Origin of the sequence: Xenorhabdus bovienii (genome assembly GCF_024721015.1) — a bacterium.
In the GTDB taxonomy this organism is placed as follows: Bacteria; Pseudomonadota; Gammaproteobacteria; order Enterobacterales; family Enterobacteriaceae; genus Xenorhabdus; species Xenorhabdus bovienii.
In genome coordinates this window covers 12,027-31,944 of sequence record NZ_JANAIF010000044.1, presented here as the reverse complement: position 1 = coordinate 31,944, position 19,918 = coordinate 12,027, and the positions used below count along the sequence as shown (strand labels likewise).

Below are 19,918 nucleotides of genomic sequence, written 5' to 3'. Positions count from 1 at the left end.
AGAGTAATTTTCATGGGCGCGATCTTGATCTGATACGAATGAAAAATCAAGTATCTTCAATTACGATGGGTATATACAAGTTATAGTGAACCACACATATGCAGTTAATGAGCGAAATTTTGCCATAATATTATCCCAAATAAGGACTTTCCTAAATAAGGATATTTCGCAATAAAATTATAAAGTTCAAGAGGTAATTATGCGTTTACTCCATACTATGATCCGTGTTGGCAACATGCAGCGCTCAATTGATTTCTATACTCAAGTGATGGGTATGCGTCTACTTCGCACCAGTGAAAATCCAGAGTATAAATATTCCCTCGCTTTTGTCGGTTATACCGATGAAAACCAAGGTGCAGTCATTGAGTTAACCTATAATTGGGATGTTGAAAGCTACGAAATGGGAACCGCATTTGGGCATATTGCCTTGGGTGTTGACGATGTCGCTGCAACTTGTAAGCACATCAAGCTCTCTGGTGGAAATGTGACTCGCGAGGCTGGACCTGTCAAAGGCGGAACAACGGTCATTGCGTTTGTTGAAGATCCCGATGGCTATAAAATCGAATTAATCGAAAACCAAAGCGGCAGCAGTGCATTAGGAAATTAACTATTTCTACATGCAAAGGGCATTTTCCATGCCCTTCATTTCTAAATTGGATAGGTATTACTTCTGCAATACATGCCAAATTTTGTCATAATATCCACTATCATGAAGTTAAGAACTGAACCAGATGTCTAATAAAAAAGATCAAAACATGCTAAGTGGACGTTTTCGTGGCTACTATCCTGTTGTCATTGATGTAGAAACCGGTGGTTTTAATGCACAGACAGATGCTTTACTTGAAATCGCAGCAATTACTTTAAAGATGGATGAAGAGGGTTGGCTGGTGCCAGCTGACACACTGCATTTTCATATTGACCCCTTTGAAGGCGCTAACCTTGACCCAGCGGCGCTGGCATTCACAGGGATTGATCCGACCAATCCATTGCGGGGAGCAGTCAGTGAATACACGGCATTACATGCCATTTTCAAAATGATCCGCAAAGGTATGAAAGACAGTAATTGCAACCGCGCGATTATAGTCGCCCATAATGCCAGTTTTGATCACAACTTTGTCATGGCAGCAGCAGAGCGTTCTAGTTTGAAACGTAATCCATTTCACCCTTTCGCCACTTTTGATACCGCAGCCCTGAGTGGTTTGGTGCTCGGCCAAACAATCCTGGCCAAAGCCTGTATTACAGCAGAAATACCATTTGACAGTAATCAGGCTCATAGCGCTCTGTATGATACAGACCGGACTGCCTTGCTGTTCTGTGAACTCGTTAACCGCTGGAAACGACTAGGCGGCTGGCCATTACCTTCCCCAGATAACGAATCCTGATAAATCAAGCCCCATGCCTGCTGAAGATGTATGGGGCTTTAACCATCATTCGCCAAAATGATAAATTATTCGCTATCGCAGTCTGCCTGTTCACGGTACTTGTCAGCAGTATCTTCGATCAACGCTTGTAATTCACCACTCTGATACATTTCAATGATAATGTCACAGCCACCTACCAGCTCACCATCAACCCAAAGCTGAGGAAATGTCGGCCAGTTTGCATATTTAGGTAATTCTGCACGGATATCAGGATTTTGCAGAATATCTACGTAAGCAAAACGTTCACCACAGGCAGACAGCGCCTGAACCGCTTGAGCAGAAAAACCACAGTTTGGTAGCTTTGGAGAACCTTTCATGTACAGCAAGATTGGATTTTCTTTGATCTGGCGTTCTATTTTTCCAATAGTCGTTGTTTCTTCAACCGGGCGTTCGTTTTTCTCAATACTCATCATTTTTACTTCCTTAAACCACAAGCGCTGTTTATCAGCATCAGAAAAGATTGATTCAGAATACCACTTTCTACCGCGAATTTTCTACCGCGAACTTTCTTCTGCAAATTTTATGTTGCAATCTGCCGCAGATGGCTATGTGATGCTTTCATCCCCTGTGACCGTTTCCAATCAGTACTACAGTTCAGTTCCACTCCAGATCGCAGTTAAGTCGTATCTTTTTCCCTGTAATTTAGCTGAAAAGTTGTTAAGATAATTATCAAAATAGCAACATGATAATAAGCTTGAATTTGCTCTGCCCATGGTTGTCACCTTGTTAACCATGGCTTGTAGAGCCAAAAACCCGATATTAAAAAGGAGCATGCAATGTCTTTTGAATTACCAGCATTACCTTATGCCAAAAATGCCCTGGAACCACACATTTCAGCAGAAACTCTGGAATATCATTACGGCAAACATCATAACGCCTACGTTGTGAACCTGAACAATCTGATTAAAGATACCGAATTTGCCGGAAAATCACTGGAAGAAATCATCAAGACATCCGAAGGCGGCATCTTCAATAACGCAGCACAAGTCTGGAATCACACTTTCTACTGGAATAGCCTGTCACCAAACGGTGGTGGTGAACCAACTGGAAAAGTGGCAGACGCTATTAACAGTGCTTTCGGCTCTTTTGCTGAATTCAAGCAGCAGTTTACTGATGCTGCCCTGAAAAATTTTGGTTCTGGTTGGACATGGCTAGTCAAGAAAGCTGACGGCAGCGTGGCTATCGTCAATACTTCCAATGCCGCAACTCCACTGACTAGTAAAGATAAACCTGTACTGACAGTTGATGTTTGGGAACACGCATATTACATCGATTATCGTAATGCGCGCCCTCAATATCTGGAGCATTTCTGGGCTCTGGTCAACTGGAAATTTGTTGAAGAAAATCTGGCTTAATGAGATAAACGCTCAAACCAGTTTGAAATAGTAAGGGTAGACTTTCCCGATTCCATAAATCTTGGATAGCGAAAGTTTACCCTTAAAGCAAACAAAAGCAGGCAACGTTACACTTCAATTTTTTCTAGATCAGACAAAGACTTGCTAGAATAACAATCATTACCAATGCACTACTGGCAGTCAATAATCCCAACTTCAGATCTGTATCCATAAACATCCTCAATGTGAAAATTAAGGCGCCGCAACACCATAAATTTTGAATGGTTATTCACCCTATTACATAAAAAGCATCATTTGACATTTAGTGCATATACTTTATAGCATCGATTATTGCTTTCACTTTTGAGCTAGATCAGACAAAATTCAAGGTTTATCGCTAAGTTATTGCCAGCCTTCATCCTATATAAATATACTGGCAAACGATTAACAAAGATCTATAAATTTAGACCATAAGGTCAGGAGTCTTTTTTATCATGGCAACGATTAAAGATGTGGCTAAACGCGCTGGTGTTTCGACCACAACCGTATCCCATGTTATCAATAAAACCCGTTTCGTCGCCGAAGATACAAAAATCGCAGTTTGGGCTGCCATTAAAGAACTAAACTATTCTCCCAGTGCCGTTGCCCGTAGTTTGAAGGTTAACCACACCAAATCCATCGGATTACTGGCAACTTCAAGCGAGGCACCTTATTTTGCCGAAATAATAGAATCCGTTGAAAATAGTTGCTATAGCAAAGGCTATACGTTGATTTTATGTAATTCTCACAACAATCTCGACAAGCAGAAAGCTTATCTCGCAATGCTCGCTCAAAAACGTGTGGATGGTTTACTGGTAATGTGTTCAGAATATCCTGAACAACTTTTGGGTATGTTGGAAGATTATCGCAATATTCCCATGGTGGTCATGGACTGGGGCGAGTCTAGGGGCGATTTCACCGATGCGATTATCGATAACGCCTTCCATGGTGGTTATTTGGCCGGTCGCTATCTTATTGAACGCGGTCACCGTGATATTGCTTCCATTCCTGGGCCACTAGCAAGAAACACCGGTGGCGGGCGTCATCAAGGTTTTCTCAAGGCACTGAAAGAGGCAAATATTGCCATTCGGAATGAGTGGATTGTGCAGGGCGATTTTGAGCCTGAATCTGGCTATCAAGCTATGTACAAGATCCTGAACCAGAAAAATCGCCCCACAGCCGTTTTCTGTGGTGGCGATGTGATGGCAATGGGGGCAATCTGTGCAGCCGATGAGCTAGGCTTACGTGTCCCTCAAGATATTTCCATCATTGGTTATGACAATATTCGTAACGCACGCTACTTCACGCCAGCGCTGACAACCATCCACCAGCCTAAAGAACGTCTGGGGCAGATGGCCTTCTCGGCGTTACTGGACAGGATCATCAATAAGCGTGAAGATGCACAAACTATCGAAGTCCACCCGCGTCTTGTTGAGCGTCGATCTGTTGCAGATGGGCCTTTCATCGATTATCGCCGTTGACAATCAGTCCTCCTGCAGCCATTCAGCATTAAGTGTTTCACTATCTCCGAGATAATCAAGCAACCAGCTTAATGCTGGTGAATGGCTTTTTTGCGACCATGCCAAGCAACATGGGCTATCAGGCAATGGTTGTTCAAGCTCAAGTGCGATCAATTTTCCGCTGCGGATAAGTGGTAATGCACGATGCTTGGGCACCATTCCTACACACAGACCATCCATCAGGCAAGCCAACCCAATATCCCAATCAGGCACAATCAATCGCCGTTGATTATCCAAAGCCCACGTATCACGCTTGGGCAGGCTGCGAGAAGTATCTTCCAGGCACAAACTGGAATAAGCGCGCATCTGGTCGTCATTCAATTTTTCTGCTATCGAAACCAGTTCATGTGCAGGGCTGGCAACGCATAACCACGGCATAAACCCCATATCCCTGAAACTATATCGTTCTCCGACCGGAGAAGCGCGTGTGGCACCAATAGCGACATCAACCCGCCCATCTACCAATGCATCCCACACACCATTAAAAACTTCAGGATAGATAAGCAACTCAATATCTGGAAAATGTCGGTAAAAATCCAGAATAAGTTGGAGCGTTCGTTCAGGTTTTACAACTTGATCAACGGCAATACTGAACTGCCCTCGCCAACCATTAGCCACCTGCTGACATTGATGGCGAGTGTGATGCATTTTTTTGATAACAGAACGAGCTTCTTTAACAAAAATACCCCCCGCTTCCGTTAATTCTACATCACGGTGACGACGCTCAAATAAAGGTACAGCCAACCATTCTTCGAGTTGTTTTACCGTATAGCTGATAGCAGAGGGGACACGATGAAGTTCTGATGCAGCTGCACTGAAACTTCCTGTTCTGGCTACAGCATCAACAACTTCCAGCGAGTATTCAGACCACATATTTATTCCTTTCAATTTTTTTCATAACATGATGCAAATATTACCGTTTCACAAGTAAAAATCATGCCATATAGAATAAGCCTTGTATCTTCTTATCAATTACCACATCAAGTTATTAACACAATGACAACAAATAACAATTCCATTTCATTCATGTTTTATCTCGCTGGCCTGAGTATGCTCGGCTATTTGGCTATTGATATGTATCTACCTGCTTTTGGAGTAATGAAAACAGAGTTAAATACATCAGAAAGTGCTATCAGTGCGAGTCTCAGCATTTTTCTTGGCGGTTTTGCCTTTGCTCAGTTGTTATGGGGGCAACTGTCTGACCGATTGGGAAGAAAACCTGTTCTTATTATCGGCTTATCCCTGTTTTCCATTAGCTGTCTAGGTATGCTTTGGATAACTGACTCCACTCAACTGCTTGTATTGAGATTTCTGCAAGCGGTTGGAGTCTGTTCTGCAGCAGTTTGCTGGCAGGCTTTAGTTGTCGATCGGTATGATCCTGAACGTACTAAACGTGTTTTTGCCATGATAATGCCTCTGGTTGCCCTTTCCCCTGCACTCGCTCCTTTGGTCGGTGCATGGCTATTGTCACACGTTGGCTGGAAAATCATTTTCCTTGTCTTGATGGCTGTAACACTTTTACTGCTGATACCCACATTTTTCCTGACCAATAAACACAAAACTATCGATACCGACTCTGATAAAAAGGGAGTTTCTTTCTTTACCTTATTGAAATCCCCCATCTTCAGTGGAAATGTATTAATTTATGCTGCTTGCAGTGCTGGTTTTTTTGCTTGGCTAACTGGCTCACCAACAATTCTGGCCGATATGGGTTATGATCCTACAGATATCGGCTTGAGTTATATTCCTCAGACTCTGGCATTTATGGTCGGTGGATATGGTTGCCGTATTCTTTTGGAAAAAATCAAAAGTGAAACGGTATTTCCATTCTTACTGGCAGGTTATGCCGTCAGTATGGTGATCATTTATTTAATTTCCCAATTCTATGAACCTTCATTTATGGCTATTCTCATCCCTTTCTGCTTTATGGCAGCAATGAATGGTGCTTCTTATCCTATTGCTGTAGCAAATGCCCTCTCTGTTTACCCTAAAAACAGCGGGAAGGCGGCTGCATTGCAGAATGCCCTGCAATTAGGTCTCTGTTTTGTCGCAAGCCTGATAGTCTCTGTATTCATGAAAAACCCTCTTCTATCTACCACAACAGTGATGGTTTCTACTGTTGTTTTGATGGCAATAGGGTATTGGTTGCAAAAGCAAAAATATGACAAGAAAGATTAAACATGAATTTAATAATCACGCCAAAAAATAATAATTAAGAACATTCTCATCTAAAGGTTGCGTCATAAATGTGACCTTTAGATGATTGTTTAAATATTATTTCACTCATATACTCATACAGGTTCATTATTATAAAAACTTGGAATTTGAGGTTTGTAAGAGCAATGAAGCTCTGTTTGATTTCAGGATGAATGAGCGTATATGCTTTTACTTAATGTTCTATATTATTTCCGAATAAAACCTTTTTGGTTTTAGCATAATAAGTAATCAGCCACAAAGAGATACCTCAAAATTCCCTCGTATAAATATTGGAGAGTATATGAGTTCATCTTGCATTGAAGATAAAAAAATAATTACCGATCCGTGGCATAGAATCGCCAATGAGTTGCTTCAAGAAGCTGATATTGAGATCAACGGCAAACGCCCTTTCGATATACATGTCAAAAATCCAAATTTTTATAAAAGAGTGTTAAAAGAAGGCTCCCTTGGGCTGGGTGAAAGCTATATGGATGGCTGGTGGGATTGTGAACATCTGGATGTATTCTTTCATAAAATACTGCGAGCTGGTCTGGAGTATCGCATTCCCAAAAATGCCAAGGATATTCTGAAAGTCATTACCGCTCGCATATTTAACTTACAATCACCCAAAAGAGCCTGGGTTGTAGGAGAAGAACACTATGATTTAGGTAACGATCTTTTTACTCGCATGCTCGACCCCTACATGCAGTACTCATGTGGTTACTGGAAAGATTCAAATACACTAGAAGAAGCCCAAACCAGTAAACTCCGCCTGATTTGCGAAAAACTGCAATTGTCTTCAGGCATGACACTATTGGATATCGGATGTGGATGGGGTGGTCTGGCTGCCTATGCTGCAAAAAACTATGGTGCATCCGTCACTGGCGTTACTATTTCCGCAGAGCAACAGAAATATGCTCAAGAACGCTGTGAAGATCTGGATGTGAAAATCATCCTTGAAGATTATCGCGATTTGAACCTCCAATTTGATAGGATTGTTTCTGTCGGCATGTTTGAACACGTTGGTCCTAAAAACTATGCCAATTATTTCAATATCGTGCGCAAAAACCTGAAGCCTGATGGCCTGTTCCTGCTGCATACTATCGGCTCTAATCGTGATAAACTGAACGTCGATTCATGGATAAATAAGTATATTTTTCCCAATGGTTGCCTACCTTCGGTCGCAAAGATCGCCAAAGCCAGCACTGGAAAATTTGTCATGGAAGACTGGCACAACTTTGGAGCGGATTATGACCGTACGTTGATGGCATGGTATGAACATTTCACCGCAAGCTGGAGCGAGATAGAACATAACTACAGCCCACGCTTTAAACGGATGTTCAGTTATTACTTGAATGCCTGCGCAGGTGCATTCCGTGCCAGAGACATTCAACTGTGGCAAATTATGTTTAGTCCACGGGGAATTGAAAATGGCCTGAAAGTTCCTCGGTAAGGTATTAACCTAAAAAGGTTGTACAGAAAGCTACAGAACCCCCATTCCTGTAGCTTTCACCTACAATGGGTAATGTTTTTTATTGTTCTTCCGTTTGTGACAATACTTTTTCCTGTTCTTTCTGCGCCATAACCCGTTCGACGGTATCTACGATTGCCTGTGTCTGTGTGTCAATCTCAATATTCACTTTCTGCCCAAGGCGCTTTTTACCCAGTGTCGTACGTTCCAGTGTTTCGGGTATCAGGTGAACACAGAATCGGTTATTCACGACATCCCCAATCGTCAGGCTAATCCCATCAATGCCAATAAATCCTTTATGCAGAATATATTTCATCAATTGCTTATCGTGAATACGAAACCAAATTTCATGGTTATTTTCTGAAGTGAAAATCTTGGTAATTTCAGCTATCGTAATAACATGACCGGACATCAGATGCCCACCAATTTCATCACCAAATTTTGCAGCTCTTTCCAGATTAACTAAGTCACCTACGTTAAGATCACCGAGATTAGTCAAGCGCAGCGTCTCTTTCATCAAATCAAAACTAATCAGATTGCTATCGATATTGGTCACTGTCAGGCAACAACCATTGTGGGAAACGGAGGCTCCCGTTTCAATTCCGGGTAATAATTCAGCCGGAAATTTAACAATATGAGTTCGAAAATGCGCTTTTTCATCAATCGCAACTATCGGCGCTTTTCCCTGAATGATGCCTGTAAACATGGGAACCTCTTTCGTCATTTGCATAAATGAATTAGTTTAACCCACCCATCATTTTTAAACACTATTTCGATAAGTACGCGCTCTCATTGAGTATTAGTATCGCGCAGCGATTGGCTTAGTAAAACGAGTCCTATACAATATCCGCGTTAATAAGCGATTAATTTTCCAATAAAATCGTTTGCTCGTAGAAATATTCTTTGTTTTTCTAATTAATTTTCAATCAAAAAAGGTGTAGTACGTGCAGAAATACTTAAATGAAGCGCGTAGTTTGCTCGCTCTGGGGATCCCAATCATCATCGCACAATTTTCACAAACTGCGATGGGTTTCGTCGATACAGTCATGGCTGGTAAAGCGGGTGCTGTCGAAATGTCTGCAGTTGCCGTCGGTACGTCAATCTGGTTACCAACTATTTTATTTGGTCAGGGTTTACTGATGGCCCTAACGCCGATTGTGGCACACATGAACGGTTCTGGTCAGAGAAAAAATGTGGCAGTTCAGATCCAACAAGGCTTCTGGCTGGCAACTTTTCTCTCTATTTTAGTTATAGCTGTATTGTATAACTGCCGATTCATTATAGAAGCGCAACACAATGTTGATCCTGTGTTGGCACAAAAAGCAATAAACTTTATCCATGCCATTATGTGGGGTGCCCCTGGCTATCTGTTCTATCAGACCTTACGCGGTCAGTGTGAAGGATTGTCGAAAACCAAGCCTGCAATGATTATTGGCATTATAGGATTACTGGTTAACATTCCTGTCAATTATATTTTCATTTACGGTAAATTTGGCGCACCAGAATTAGGCGGTGTGGGCTGTGGTGTTGCAACGGCCACGGTCTATTGGGTCATGTTCCTGTTACTGCTTGCGTATGTAAAACACACGCCTTCACAGAAGGACATCCATACGTTCGACAATTTTACTGGCCCTAATTGGCGTACACAAAAACGTATTGTGTTACTTGGCTTACCTATCGCACTGGCCCTGTTCTTTGAAGTCACACTTTTTGCTGTTGTTTCTCTGTTGGTATCTCCTCTCGGAGTCGCTGCCGTTGCTGGACATCAGATCGCACTCAATTTCAGTTCCATGATGTTTATGTTTCCCCTGTCATTTGGGATCGCAGCAACCATCCGCGTAGGCTATAACCTTGGAAAAAAATCGACTGAAGGTGCCAAAATTTCAGCTTACACAAGCCTTGCTGTCGGTTTGATGATAGCCTGTATGACCGCGGCCTTTACAACTTTGTTCCGCGAACCGATCGCACTTATGTATAACGATAACTATGAAGTTGTCACTCTTGCATCCCATCTGATGCTGTTTGCAGCCATTTATCAGATTTCTGATTCAGTTCAAGTTATTGGTTCCGGTGTATTACGAGGGTATAAAGATACGCGTTCCGTCTTCTTTATCACCTTTATTGCTTATTGGATCTTAGGACTACCTAGTGGTTACATTCTGGCGCTAACCCATTATGTCACTGAACCAATGGGGCCACAGGGTTTCTGGATTGGGTTTATTATCGGCTTAACCGCCGCCGCAGTCATGGTGGGTCTCCGAATTTTGTGGTTACAAAAGCAACCAACCCACTTTGTTCTGGAACGCTCTACTCATTAATTCAGTCTATTAGGTCGGAAAACAAGAGGAAAAGCCGCAAATTCATTCCAAAAGGTGTAAATACAAGCAATCGAATCAGAATTTGCGTTTTTCCTCTTGCCAGAAAGCCCCGTGATCGTTAATATTCTTCCCCGTTGTCAGCCACAGAAATTTAGATTGCGTCCGTAGCTCAGTTGGTTAGAGCACCACCTTGACATGGTGGGGGTCGGTGGTTCGAGTCCACTCGGACGCACCATAAATCTGTCTGACATAGAAAAATCTTATGTGCGTCCGTAGCTCAGTTGGTTAGAGCACCACCTTGACATGGTGGGGGTCGGTGGTTCGAGTCCACTCGGACGCACCATCTATTAGATAATGTCCTAAATTCCTTTCTAGCCATTTATTCTTTTATTTCATATTTTGCTGAACTCTACTTCCCTACCATATACTTAATGTTACCCAACCTATCACACGATACTAACAATTCAATTCTATCCCGTTTGCGCAACAACTCTCTGATTTCCTTAACATGAGCCAGAATATTTTTCGCTTTTTACTCATAAATATCTCCAAGAATCATTTTTTTGATTCATTTCACAGAAATTAGCCTCTATAATACGCTCCTGTCATAAGTTGAATGGTTTCAGCCAATTTTTTTACCGAACTCAGAAAAAATTACCAATGCTTAATCGATTCAAGTCCACATATCTACACACGCCTGACTTCACGCAAAAAAAACCATTTGACACTTTCTGCCATCCGTTTTCCGTTATGTTGCGCAACTTACAAATCCAGATGATGCTGGCATAAATGTCAATGGTTGGTGATTCACTCTTTTAATCCATTAAAACCAGTAGATAGATTGTCATGAAAAAAACCAAAATTGTTTGTACTATCGGGCCAAAAACAGAATCCGAAACAAAACTGACCGAATTGCTTAATGCAGGCATGAATGTCATGCGCCTAAATTTTTCTCACGGTGACTACGAAGAACATGGCCAACGTATTAAAAACCTTCGTGCGGTCACTGCGAAAACAGGCAAAAAAGCAGCTATCCTACTGGATACCAAAGGCCCTGAAATTCGTACCATAAAGCTGGAAGGTGGTAATGATGTCTCTCTCACTGCGGGCCAGACTTTCACTTTTACAACTGATAAATCCGTTATTGGCAATCAAGAGTGTGTCGCCGTCACTTATGCTGGTCTGCCAGCAGACCTGAAACCGGGTAATACCATTTTGGTTGATGATGGTTTGATCGCCATGACAGTAAAAAACGTCACCGAGACTGAAGTCATCTGTGAGGTATTGAACAACGGTGATTTAGGCGAAAACAAAGGCGTCAATCTGCCAAATGTCGCCATCAACCTGCCTGCACTGGCAGAAAAAGATAAACAGGATCTGATTTTCGGTTGCGAGCAAGGTGTTGATTTCGTCGCAGCGTCTTTCATCCGTAAGCGTTCTGATGTACTGGAAATCCGTGATCACCTGAAAGCCCACGGTGGAGAGCACATCCAAATCATCTCCAAAATTGAAAATCAGGAAGGTCTGAATAATTTTGATGAAATTATGGAAGCTTCAGACGGTATCATGGTTGCCCGTGGTGATTTGGGTGTTGAGATCCCAGTAGAAGAAGTTATCTTCGCGCAGAAGATGATGATCGAAAAATGCAATGCAGCACGCAAAGTTGTCATCACTGCAACCCAAATGCTGGATTCCATGATCAAAAATCCACGCCCTACCCGCGCTGAAGCAGGAGACGTTGCCAATGCCATCTTGGATGGCACTGATGCCGTGATGCTTTCCGGTGAAAGTGCAAAAGGGAAATACCCTATCGAAGCGGTTTCTATCATGGCAACCATCTGTGAACGTACAGATCGCGTCATGAGCAGCAGAATTGAAATTACCAAAGCCCAAAAACTGCGCGTTACTGAAGCAGTCTGTCGTGGTGCAGTTGAAATTGCAGAAAAGCTGGAAGCACCGCTGATCGTCGTTGCAACCTATGGTGGCAAATCTGCAAGATCTATCCGTAAATATTTCCCTAACGCGCCTATCCTCGCTCTGACTACCAATGAAATCACTGCCCGACAATTGCTGTTGGTCAAAGGTGTTTCCACACAAATTGTCAAAGAGATCGCCTCTACCGATGACTTCTATCGGATTGGTAAGGAAGCAGCACTGGCAAGTGGTATGGCCAATAAAGGTGATGCCGTTGTAATGATATCCGGTGCGTTAGTACCCAGTGGTACAACAAATACTTCTTCAGTCCACGTTCTATAAATTTGCACCACGCCCAATCATGAATAAGCTGCCCAGACATTGGGCAGTCTTGTTAGCGATGTTAATAACTATAAATAAGATCCAAATTTGGTTTATATCCAAATGGATCTTTTTATATTTCTATGCCATATCGTTATCATTATAAACTTTATAAAAGTTATACAATTACAGTGAGCAAATTTATCTACAGGTTCCTACTTACTGTTTTTATTTATTTGTATTTAGAGTAAACATTCACTATGTGGCAATAATTCTCATTAATCCATTGGTAGCTTCAATGCTTTTTCTGTGGTTAAAATAACTAAATAGACTATGTACCTTCTCTATTTATTAGTCTAAAACATCAAAAATGGAATGCATATCACGTAATCATTGAGATTGTTCTGATTAAATCACCGAATAAACCACTAATTTATTGCAGTTATCTAAAAATTATTGGCTTATTTTACGATTAAAGAGCAGTAGAATTTTTTTCAGTAGCAAAAATTTATTCTCTTTCTAAAAAAGTTTGTGTAATACTTAGGTAGCTACTTGGAGATTAACTTAATCTAGAGGGTATTGTGATGAATCGTACTAAAGTTGTATTTGGTGCAGTAATTCTGGCTTCCACTCTGTTAGCGGGTTGTTCAAGCGCAACTAAAGTTGAACAACTTGCCACTCAGGTTAACACTCTGGGTTCTAAAGTTGACCAATTGAGAAATGACCTCAGCGCTGTTCACTCTGATGTTCAGTCAGCCAAAGAGGAAGCAGCTCGTGCGAATAAGCGCCTTGATAATCAAGTGCGTTCCTACAAGAAATAATCTTGCAGCAGATAACAAAAATGGCGTACCAAGTAAGGTACGCCATTTTTATATTCGCTGATCCATTTGTTCATCTCAAAAATCGATTACAAATACCCCCTACCCCAAGTCAGGATAATGGTTCAGCCTGATAAATGGGACTAGGATGATTTAATGGCGGCAATTCAACTGGGTTAACACCATGAGTGGCTTCTTCACGAATCTCAATCGGCCTTGAAACTTCTTGCTCTTCCTGATTGGATAAAACAATACCTTTATTCACCAGCACAGGTATTCCTGAACGTCGAATAATCTCTTGATCAACAAGAACAGCGTCTGTTTCACGATTATTAATGAATTTTACCAATCCCTCAGTGCGCTGAATCGGCCTAGTCTGAGGGTCATCGGTCTGTTTATCTGAAAGTGGCTGATGAATTTCCACGTAACGCTTCCCAGTTGGCTCCACTGTATATTTGATTGGTTCATTAATTACCTGAACACGGGTTCCTCGTGGCACGCTATAAAACAAATCCTCAATATTATCGGGGCGCAAGCGAATACAGCCCGAACTGACACGCATACCAATACCAAAACTCGCATTCGTACCATGAATCAAATATTCTCCACGGCCAGCAGCCAAACGCAAGGCAAAATCCCCCATCGGATTATCCGCCCCGGCAGGTACTACTGTTGGCAAAATAATCCCTCGACTCGCATAATCTTTACGAATATTGGTGGTCGGTGTCCATGTTGGATTTTTAATCAACTGGCTGACAGACGTTGTCATCGTCGGTGTATCACGTTCAAGCTGACCGATCCCAATGGGATAGACGACAACATAATTTTTCCCTTTGGGGAAATAATAGAGCCTAAATTCCGCCAGATTAATGATAATACCTTGACGAGGAGTATCGGGAAGCAGCATCTGTGATGGAATAATCAGCTTGGTGCCTGGTTTCGGCAGATAAGGATCAACGCCAGGATTAGCCTCCAGCATGGCCAGCAAACCTATTTGGTATTTGGCGGCAACGGCTTCCAGCGAAAGCCCATCATCAGATACAACATAGATGGCGTTCTCACCAATCAGGCGACTGTTAGCTGGTGGCAATGGGTACTCCATCGCATGGGCTATATTGACCGCACCACTTAACGATAACATACCGATCAAGGACATACCGATAAAAGTCAAAAATCGCTTCATATACACTTCCTGAAATGATGTTTGAATGACAATGGTTAATTAATAGCCCACTTTAAGAGACTCTTCTATCACCTTTACGGAAATCAAGGAGAAATCCGAACAAAATAAAAACAAAAATACGCATTCTTCCATGCACACTATACGCGCTAATGTCACTCAATATACAGTCCAGTAACCCATCATTAGTGAGGGAAGTTTAAATCAGCAAAATGCCAAACAGTTCCTGTCAATAAAATACTGACAGGAACTGAACTCAATGAACGGGTGTCATAAGATAAAAATCTACGACAAGACTGCAGTTGTCAGGCGAGATGTGCAGCATAACTGTTGCCGTTCATTATAGATGTCAATCTGCCAGACTTGGTGAGAGCGCCCAAGGTGAACAGGTTTACAAACACCTTTGACAACACCTTTACTCACCGCTTTGATATGGTTGGCATTGATCTCTACTCCCACAACTTTCTGTTCACCCTCCAAACAGAGATACCCTGCAAGAGAACCGAGCGATTCAGCCAGCACCACAGATGCCCCGCCATGTAATAGACCAAACGGCTGTTTAGTACGTTGATCGACAGGCATTGTTCCTTCAATAAAATCGTCACCAATCTGGGTAATTTCTATTCCCACATGTTCTAGCATGCACTTGCTATTAAATTGATTAAGCGCGTTCACATCTGTAGTACGTTTCCAAATCACGGTATTATCTCCAATAAGGCTTGTAATGGATGTTTAACTGCTTGTCCTTCTATGCGTTTCACCTGACTACGGCATGAATAGCCTGTGCTGAGACAACGTTCCAGAACAAGATTGTCCAGCGCCGGAGCCCATGAAAGTTTATAGATACCGATCGAGTTATCAATATTCTTTTTTTCATGGCCATATGTACCTGCCATACCACAGCATCCCACGCTGATATTGTTCAATTGACAGCCAAAATGACGGAAAATATCCGTCCATTGCTTACCACTATTGGGTAGCGCTGTCACTTCTGTGCAATGCCCCAGTAAATACCAGTCATAACTGGATGTTGAATCGTCACGTTTTTCTTGTGATGGTATCTCTGGCAGAATACTCATGAGCCATTCATGCACCAATTGGACGTTAAAGTTACCCCGTCGCTCACCGAGGATATCTTTGTATTCATCTCGGTAACACAGCACCAGCGCAGGATCAACTCCCACCATAGGAATATTCAGACGATCTACTCGATTAAGAAAATTGGCTGTCTTCTCGGCAGTCTTAGCAAATTTAGTCAAGAATCCTTTGACATGTTGTGCTTTTCCATTAGGTGAAAACGGTAACAGCACAGGTTGATATCCTAGTTTTTCGGTCAATCGCACAAAATCAGCGACAACTTTCGCATCGTGGTAACTCGTGAAAGGATCTTGGACGATAAGCACATGCTGCTTACGTTGAGATTGTGACAGAGTTTCGAGCTGTTCCAGTGTCGTTCTTGCTGCGTAGTGGTCTGAAAGCTGCTGTTGCAGTGTTGGGTAGGAAAGTAGCGGTAAATCAACCATACCAATGGTGTGCTGGCTGATTTTCTGTACCCATGGTCGTTTCAAAAAAAAGTTAAATACCTGAGGCACCTTTGCCATCAACGGAGTACTGTTTTCAACATTGGCAACAATATGATCACGCAGCGGACGCAGATAACGGCTGTGATAAAGCGCCAGAAAACGCGAACGAAATGAAGGTACATCAATCTTAATTGGGCACTGTGTCGAACAGGCTTTACAGGCCAGACAGCCTGACATAGCCTCTTTCACTTCATGCGAGAAATCATATTCACCCCGCCACGCCTGCCAACTATAGCGCGTCTTGTCAATCAGCCCCCGCAGGCTAGGACGCGCTTGATCAAGCCCCTGCTCCAACAACTTGGGGTCCATCCCCTGCTCAGTCAGAAGCCGCAACCATTCTCTGACAAGCGTCGCCCTGCCTTTAGGAGAGTGGATACGATGTTGGCTTACCTTCATCGAAGGACACATCGGGCTTTTAACATCGAAATTGAAGCATAGTCCATTACCATTACATTCCATCGCCCCACGAAATGCCGTTCTGATATTAACAGGGATAGTACGGTCATAAGTTCCGCGCTTGGCCGCATCTACCTTCATCATTGGGGCGTCAATGTCAATCGGTGAGCAGATTTTTCCCGGATTAAGACGGTTCCGCGGATCAAATGCCGCTTTTATCCGACGCAATTCGTCATACAAAATTTCGCCAAAAAAGTCCGGACTGTATTCCGCCCGAAAACCTTTGCCATGCTCTCCCCATAGCAAGCCGCCATATTTAGCTGTCAGACGAACAATTTCATCGGAAATCTGCTTCATCAAGATTTCCTGTTGTAGATCACACATATCCAGCGCAGGCCGAACATGTAAGACGCCCGCATCGACATGCCCAAACATACCATAGTTAAGCTGATGGCTATCAAGGAGCTGACGGAATTCAGTGATATAATCGGCAAGATGCTGAGGAGGTACACAGGTATCTTCGACAAATGGAATCGGTTTGGCGGCCCCTTTGCTGTTACCGAGTAACCCAACAGACTTTTTCCGCATGGCATAAATACGCTCAATATCCACTAAATGATGGCAAATTTGATAACCAATGATGCCGGTCTGGTTTTCCCCCATCAATTCATCAAGGCGCTGGCAAAGATCATAAACCTGCTGGTCAATTTGCTGTTCATCATTGCCACTGAATTCGACGATATTCAGCCCCTGCATATCTTTATCAGCGACATCCGTAATCAATTCCTTCACTGAGTGCCAGATGATATCTTCACGCGCCAGATTGAGCACTTTGGAATCCACAGTCTCAACCGAAAGCGCTTTGGCTTCCACCATGAAAGGAGCATTACGCAGGGCCGAATCAAAGGAATCATATTTGACATTCACCAACCGCCTGACTTTTGGCAATGGCGTAATATCCAGTGTTGCTTCCGTAATAAAAGCCAATGTTCCTTCAGAGCCAGTCAAGATTCGGGTCAAGTCAAATGTTTGCATATCATCACTGTAAACATGACGCAAATCATATCCGGTCAGAAAACGATTGAGCTTCGGGAATTTTTCGACGATTAACTTCCGTCGCTCACGGCAACGTTCAAGCACCGTTTTATAGATCCGCCCAATGACGGATTCTTCTTGAGCAATCGATTCCGCGAATAACGTACTCATAGGACGGGTATCAAACATTTCCCCACCCAATAAAACGGCGCGGACACCAAGTACATGATCCGACGTTTTTCCATAAACCAGCGATCCCTGACCAGAAGCATCGGTATTAATCATGCCGCCTAACGTGGCACGGTTACTGGTTGATAATTCGGGAGAGAAAAAATAACCGAAAGGTTTTAGATATTGATTGAGTTGATCTTTGATGACACCGGCTTCGACTTTAACCCACCCTTGTTCGGGGTTGATCTCAAGAATGCGGTTCATATAACGGGACATATCCACCACAATACCATTATTAAGTGATTGTCCGTTGGTACCCGTTCCTCCCCCGCGAGGAGTAAATGTCAGGGAATAAAAACGTTCTTCTCCTGCAACTCTCGCTAGCAGAGCAACATCAGCACTGGAGCGCGGAAAAACAACCGCTTGTGGCAGCAATTGATAAATACTGTTATCCGTCGCCATGGTCAATCTGTCGGCATAACTGCTGGCAGTATCGCCTGTAAAGCCAACTTCCTTCAGTGTAGTCAAATATTCCTGTGCCAGTTCACTGACATGGGGGGCTTGTGGTATACGTGGGATCATTGGCTTGTGCCCCTTCTCTAATTAGTGTCCACATTGCTTCATTTATATACTATCTTGGATAAGGTAACTCAGACAGCTTTCTGAGTAGGCAAGCTTTCAACGATATCACAATCTTTATCAATTTTGAGCAATCTGTAAAATAACGTTATATTTACTTACTATCGTTACTGCCAACAGTACTTTCAATTGCAAAGAGAAATAATTTCATGGAAAAATCGCAATCACGCCAGGATTTACCCAAACTGCTATTTGTGCTGTTCTTTATTCTACTGCTCATCGCGACCTGCTTTTGGGTCTTAAGTCCATTTGTCCTGGGGTTCATTTGGTCCGGAATGGTCGTTATTGCAACTTGGCCATTATTAGAAAAATTACAACAACATCTATGGGGAAAACGCTGGATTGCCGTTTCTATTATGACATTGCTGCTAGTTTTATTATTTGTTATCCCGATTGCATTATTGGTCAGTAGCTTGCTGGAAAACAGCACGCCATTGATTGAGTGGGCAAAATCCCCCTCGACGTTTCAGTTGCCTCAATTAGAGTGGCTCAGCCGGATTCCAGTCATAGGCGAAGATTTGTATATTAAATGGCAGGATATGATTGCTGATGGCAGCAACATTCTTCTCACCAAAATCCCACCCTATATTGGTAAAACAGCAACATGGTTTTTTACCCAAGCGGCCAACGCTGGTCGTTTCCTGTTCCATCTCGCAATTATGGTACTGTTCAGTGTTCTGCTTTATTGGAAAGGTGAACAGGTCATGTTAAGTATCCGTCATTTTGCCATCCGGCTGGCAGACCAACGTGGTGATGCAGTCGTACTGCTGGCTGCCCAATCTATTCGTGCGGTTGCTCTTGGTGTGGTTGTCACGGCACTGGTACAGGCAATCGCCGGTGGAATTGGATTAGCAATTGCAGGCATTCCCTATGCAATGATACTGACTGTATTGATGTTTATATGCTGTGTTGCCCAACTGGGGCCTCTATTGGTGCTCGTTCCGTCTATCGCGTGGCTTTATTGGACAGGTGAAACAACTTGGGGAACCATTCTCGTTATCTGGAGCCTGGTCTTGACCACAATGGATGGCGTGCTTCGTCCTTTCCTTATTCGACTTGGGGCAGATTTGCCCATGGTTTTAATACTCACAGGTGTAATCGGTGGCATACTTTCATTGGGTTTGATTGGACTATTTATTGGTCCTGTTGTATTGGCCGTCTCTTATCGCTTACTGCTAGCATGGATGAATGAAGTTCCTAAACCTGAAAATAAGACAGAAGACACTGAAAAATACTTCAAAAAAGATCATATAGAATAATTAAACAGCTGCGCGAAAATATTATTTTTTCGCGCAATTATCATATTGATGAATATAAACTCCCAGTTTTATCACAAATATAAATTCATACCCAAAGGTTAATAAAAAAACCATGTAATTTGTTGCAAAAAAGTTATATCCCTCGTTTTTCTTTTCCAACTCCCATTTATTAAGAGGATTCTTAATGAATAAACTCATTTATTAAATTAGTATTCTTTTCATCGAAACAAACGTTTCCTACGAATTGCTGCTCCAGCCTATACACGCCAAAAGCTGGAGCGAGTAACGTAATAAATATTGCTG

General features: G+C 42.6%; 16 protein-coding genes and 2 tRNA genes. 12 read left to right on the top strand and 6 right to left on the bottom strand.

Translation table 11 applies throughout. The annotated features are described in order from the left end of the window. Positions 1 to 199 precede the first annotated feature (199 nt). Together gloA and rnt are read left to right on the top strand one after the other, a co-directional pair. Positions 200 to 607, top strand: coding sequence for a lactoylglutathione lyase (gene gloA, locus NXS07_RS12530; RefSeq protein ID WP_038197544.1), 408 nt, complete (start codon positions 200 to 202; stop codon positions 605 to 607). 124 nt (positions 608 to 731) lie between these two features. Beyond that, complete coding sequence (gene rnt / locus NXS07_RS12525) at positions 732 to 1,382, top strand: ribonuclease T (protein WP_038197543.1); 651 nt, start codon at positions 732 to 734, stop codon at positions 1,380 to 1,382. A 65-nt stretch (positions 1,383 to 1,447) separates the two neighbouring features. Here the strand turns inward: rnt and NXS07_RS12520 are convergent, their stop codons facing one another. After that, positions 1,448 to 1,831, bottom strand: a complete 384-nt coding sequence (locus NXS07_RS12520; RefSeq protein WP_258086847.1) for a Grx4 family monothiol glutaredoxin — start codon at positions 1,829 to 1,831, stop codon at positions 1,448 to 1,450. A gap of 366 nt (positions 1,832 to 2,197) precedes the next feature. Between NXS07_RS12520 and sodB the strand changes: the two genes are divergently transcribed. Both sodB and purR read left to right on the top strand, forming a co-directional pair. Continuing rightward, the gene (gene sodB / locus NXS07_RS12515; RefSeq protein ID WP_038221335.1) at positions 2,198 to 2,776 is read left to right on the top strand and encodes a superoxide dismutase [Fe]; all 579 of its coding nucleotides are present in this window, start codon (positions 2,198 to 2,200) and stop codon (positions 2,774 to 2,776) included. 473 nt (positions 2,777 to 3,249) lie between these two features. Then, positions 3,250 to 4,275: an HTH-type transcriptional repressor PurR gene (purR, locus tag NXS07_RS12510; RefSeq protein ID WP_038197541.1), complete on the top strand. Its 1,026-nt coding sequence runs from the start codon at positions 3,250 to 3,252 to the stop codon at positions 4,273 to 4,275. 3 nt (positions 4,276 to 4,278) lie between these two features. Here purR and punR read toward each other — a convergent pair whose 3' ends face one another. Next, the gene (gene punR, locus NXS07_RS12505) at positions 4,279 to 5,187 is read right to left on the bottom strand and encodes a DNA-binding transcriptional activator PunR (protein ID WP_038190994.1); all 909 of its coding nucleotides are present in this window, start codon (positions 5,185 to 5,187) and stop codon (positions 4,279 to 4,281) included. A gap of 123 nt (positions 5,188 to 5,310) precedes the next feature. Here punR and punC point away from each other — a divergent pair, with 123 nt between their 5' ends. Next, positions 5,311 to 6,492 carry a purine nucleoside transporter PunC gene (gene punC / locus NXS07_RS12500; protein ID WP_038221336.1) on the top strand — a complete coding sequence of 394 codons (1,182 nt, stop codon included), beginning with the start codon at positions 5,311 to 5,313 and terminating at the stop codon, positions 6,490 to 6,492. A gap of 319 nt (positions 6,493 to 6,811) precedes the next feature. Beyond that, complete coding sequence (gene cfa / locus NXS07_RS12495; RefSeq protein WP_038221337.1) at positions 6,812 to 7,963, top strand: cyclopropane fatty acyl phospholipid synthase; 1,152 nt, start codon at positions 6,812 to 6,814, stop codon at positions 7,961 to 7,963. A gap of 79 nt (positions 7,964 to 8,042) precedes the next feature. Here the strand turns inward: cfa and NXS07_RS12490 are convergent, their stop codons facing one another. Continuing rightward, positions 8,043 to 8,687 (bottom strand): riboflavin synthase, encoded by a 645-nt coding sequence (locus tag NXS07_RS12490; protein ID WP_038221338.1) that lies wholly within the window; start codon positions 8,685 to 8,687, stop codon positions 8,043 to 8,045. Between the two features lie 238 nt (positions 8,688 to 8,925). Between NXS07_RS12490 and NXS07_RS12485 the strand changes: the two genes are divergently transcribed. The 5 genes from NXS07_RS12485 (at position 8,926) to NXS07_RS12465 (ending at position 13,355) form a co-directional block, all read left to right on the top strand. Then, on the top strand, positions 8,926 to 10,299 hold the full coding sequence (locus tag NXS07_RS12485; RefSeq protein WP_038221339.1) for an MATE family efflux transporter: 1,374 nt from the start codon (positions 8,926 to 8,928) through the stop codon (positions 10,297 to 10,299). A gap of 158 nt (positions 10,300 to 10,457) precedes the next feature. After that, positions 10,458 to 10,534: transfer RNA gene (locus tag NXS07_RS12480), tRNA-Val, on the top strand. Positions 10,535 to 10,565: 31 nt separating this feature from the next. After that, a tRNA-Val gene (locus NXS07_RS12475) sits at positions 10,566 to 10,642 on the top strand. Positions 10,643 to 11,145: 503 nt separating this feature from the next. Beyond that, a complete protein-coding gene (gene pykF / locus NXS07_RS12470; protein ID WP_038206196.1) occupies positions 11,146 to 12,555 on the top strand; it encodes a pyruvate kinase PykF in 1,410 nt (469 codons plus the stop codon). Positions 12,556 to 13,118: 563 nt separating this feature from the next. Next, complete coding sequence (locus tag NXS07_RS12465; RefSeq protein ID WP_038190978.1) at positions 13,119 to 13,355, top strand: major outer membrane lipoprotein; 237 nt, start codon at positions 13,119 to 13,121, stop codon at positions 13,353 to 13,355. A 109-nt stretch (positions 13,356 to 13,464) separates the two neighbouring features. Here the strand turns inward: NXS07_RS12465 and NXS07_RS12460 are convergent, their stop codons facing one another. From NXS07_RS12460 to ydiJ, 3 genes are all read right to left on the bottom strand, one after another. Next, the gene (locus tag NXS07_RS12460; RefSeq protein WP_038221340.1) at positions 13,465 to 14,535 is read right to left on the bottom strand and encodes a L,D-transpeptidase family protein; all 1,071 of its coding nucleotides are present in this window, start codon (positions 14,533 to 14,535) and stop codon (positions 13,465 to 13,467) included. 282 nt (positions 14,536 to 14,817) lie between these two features. After that, complete coding sequence (locus NXS07_RS12455) at positions 14,818 to 15,231, bottom strand: hotdog fold thioesterase (protein WP_038197534.1); 414 nt, start codon at positions 15,229 to 15,231, stop codon at positions 14,818 to 14,820. Then, a complete protein-coding gene (gene ydiJ, locus NXS07_RS12450) occupies positions 15,228 to 18,299 on the bottom strand; it encodes a D-2-hydroxyglutarate dehydrogenase YdiJ (RefSeq protein ID WP_038221341.1) in 3,072 nt (1,023 codons plus the stop codon). The genes NXS07_RS12455 and ydiJ overlap by 4 nt, the downstream gene beginning before the upstream one ends. A 206-nt stretch (positions 18,300 to 18,505) precedes the next feature. Between ydiJ and ydiK the strand changes: the two genes are divergently transcribed. Beyond that, positions 18,506 to 19,615, top strand: a complete 1,110-nt coding sequence (gene ydiK / locus NXS07_RS12445) for an AI-2E family transporter YdiK (protein ID WP_038197532.1) — start codon at positions 18,506 to 18,508, stop codon at positions 19,613 to 19,615. Positions 19,616 to 19,918 lie beyond the last annotated feature (303 nt).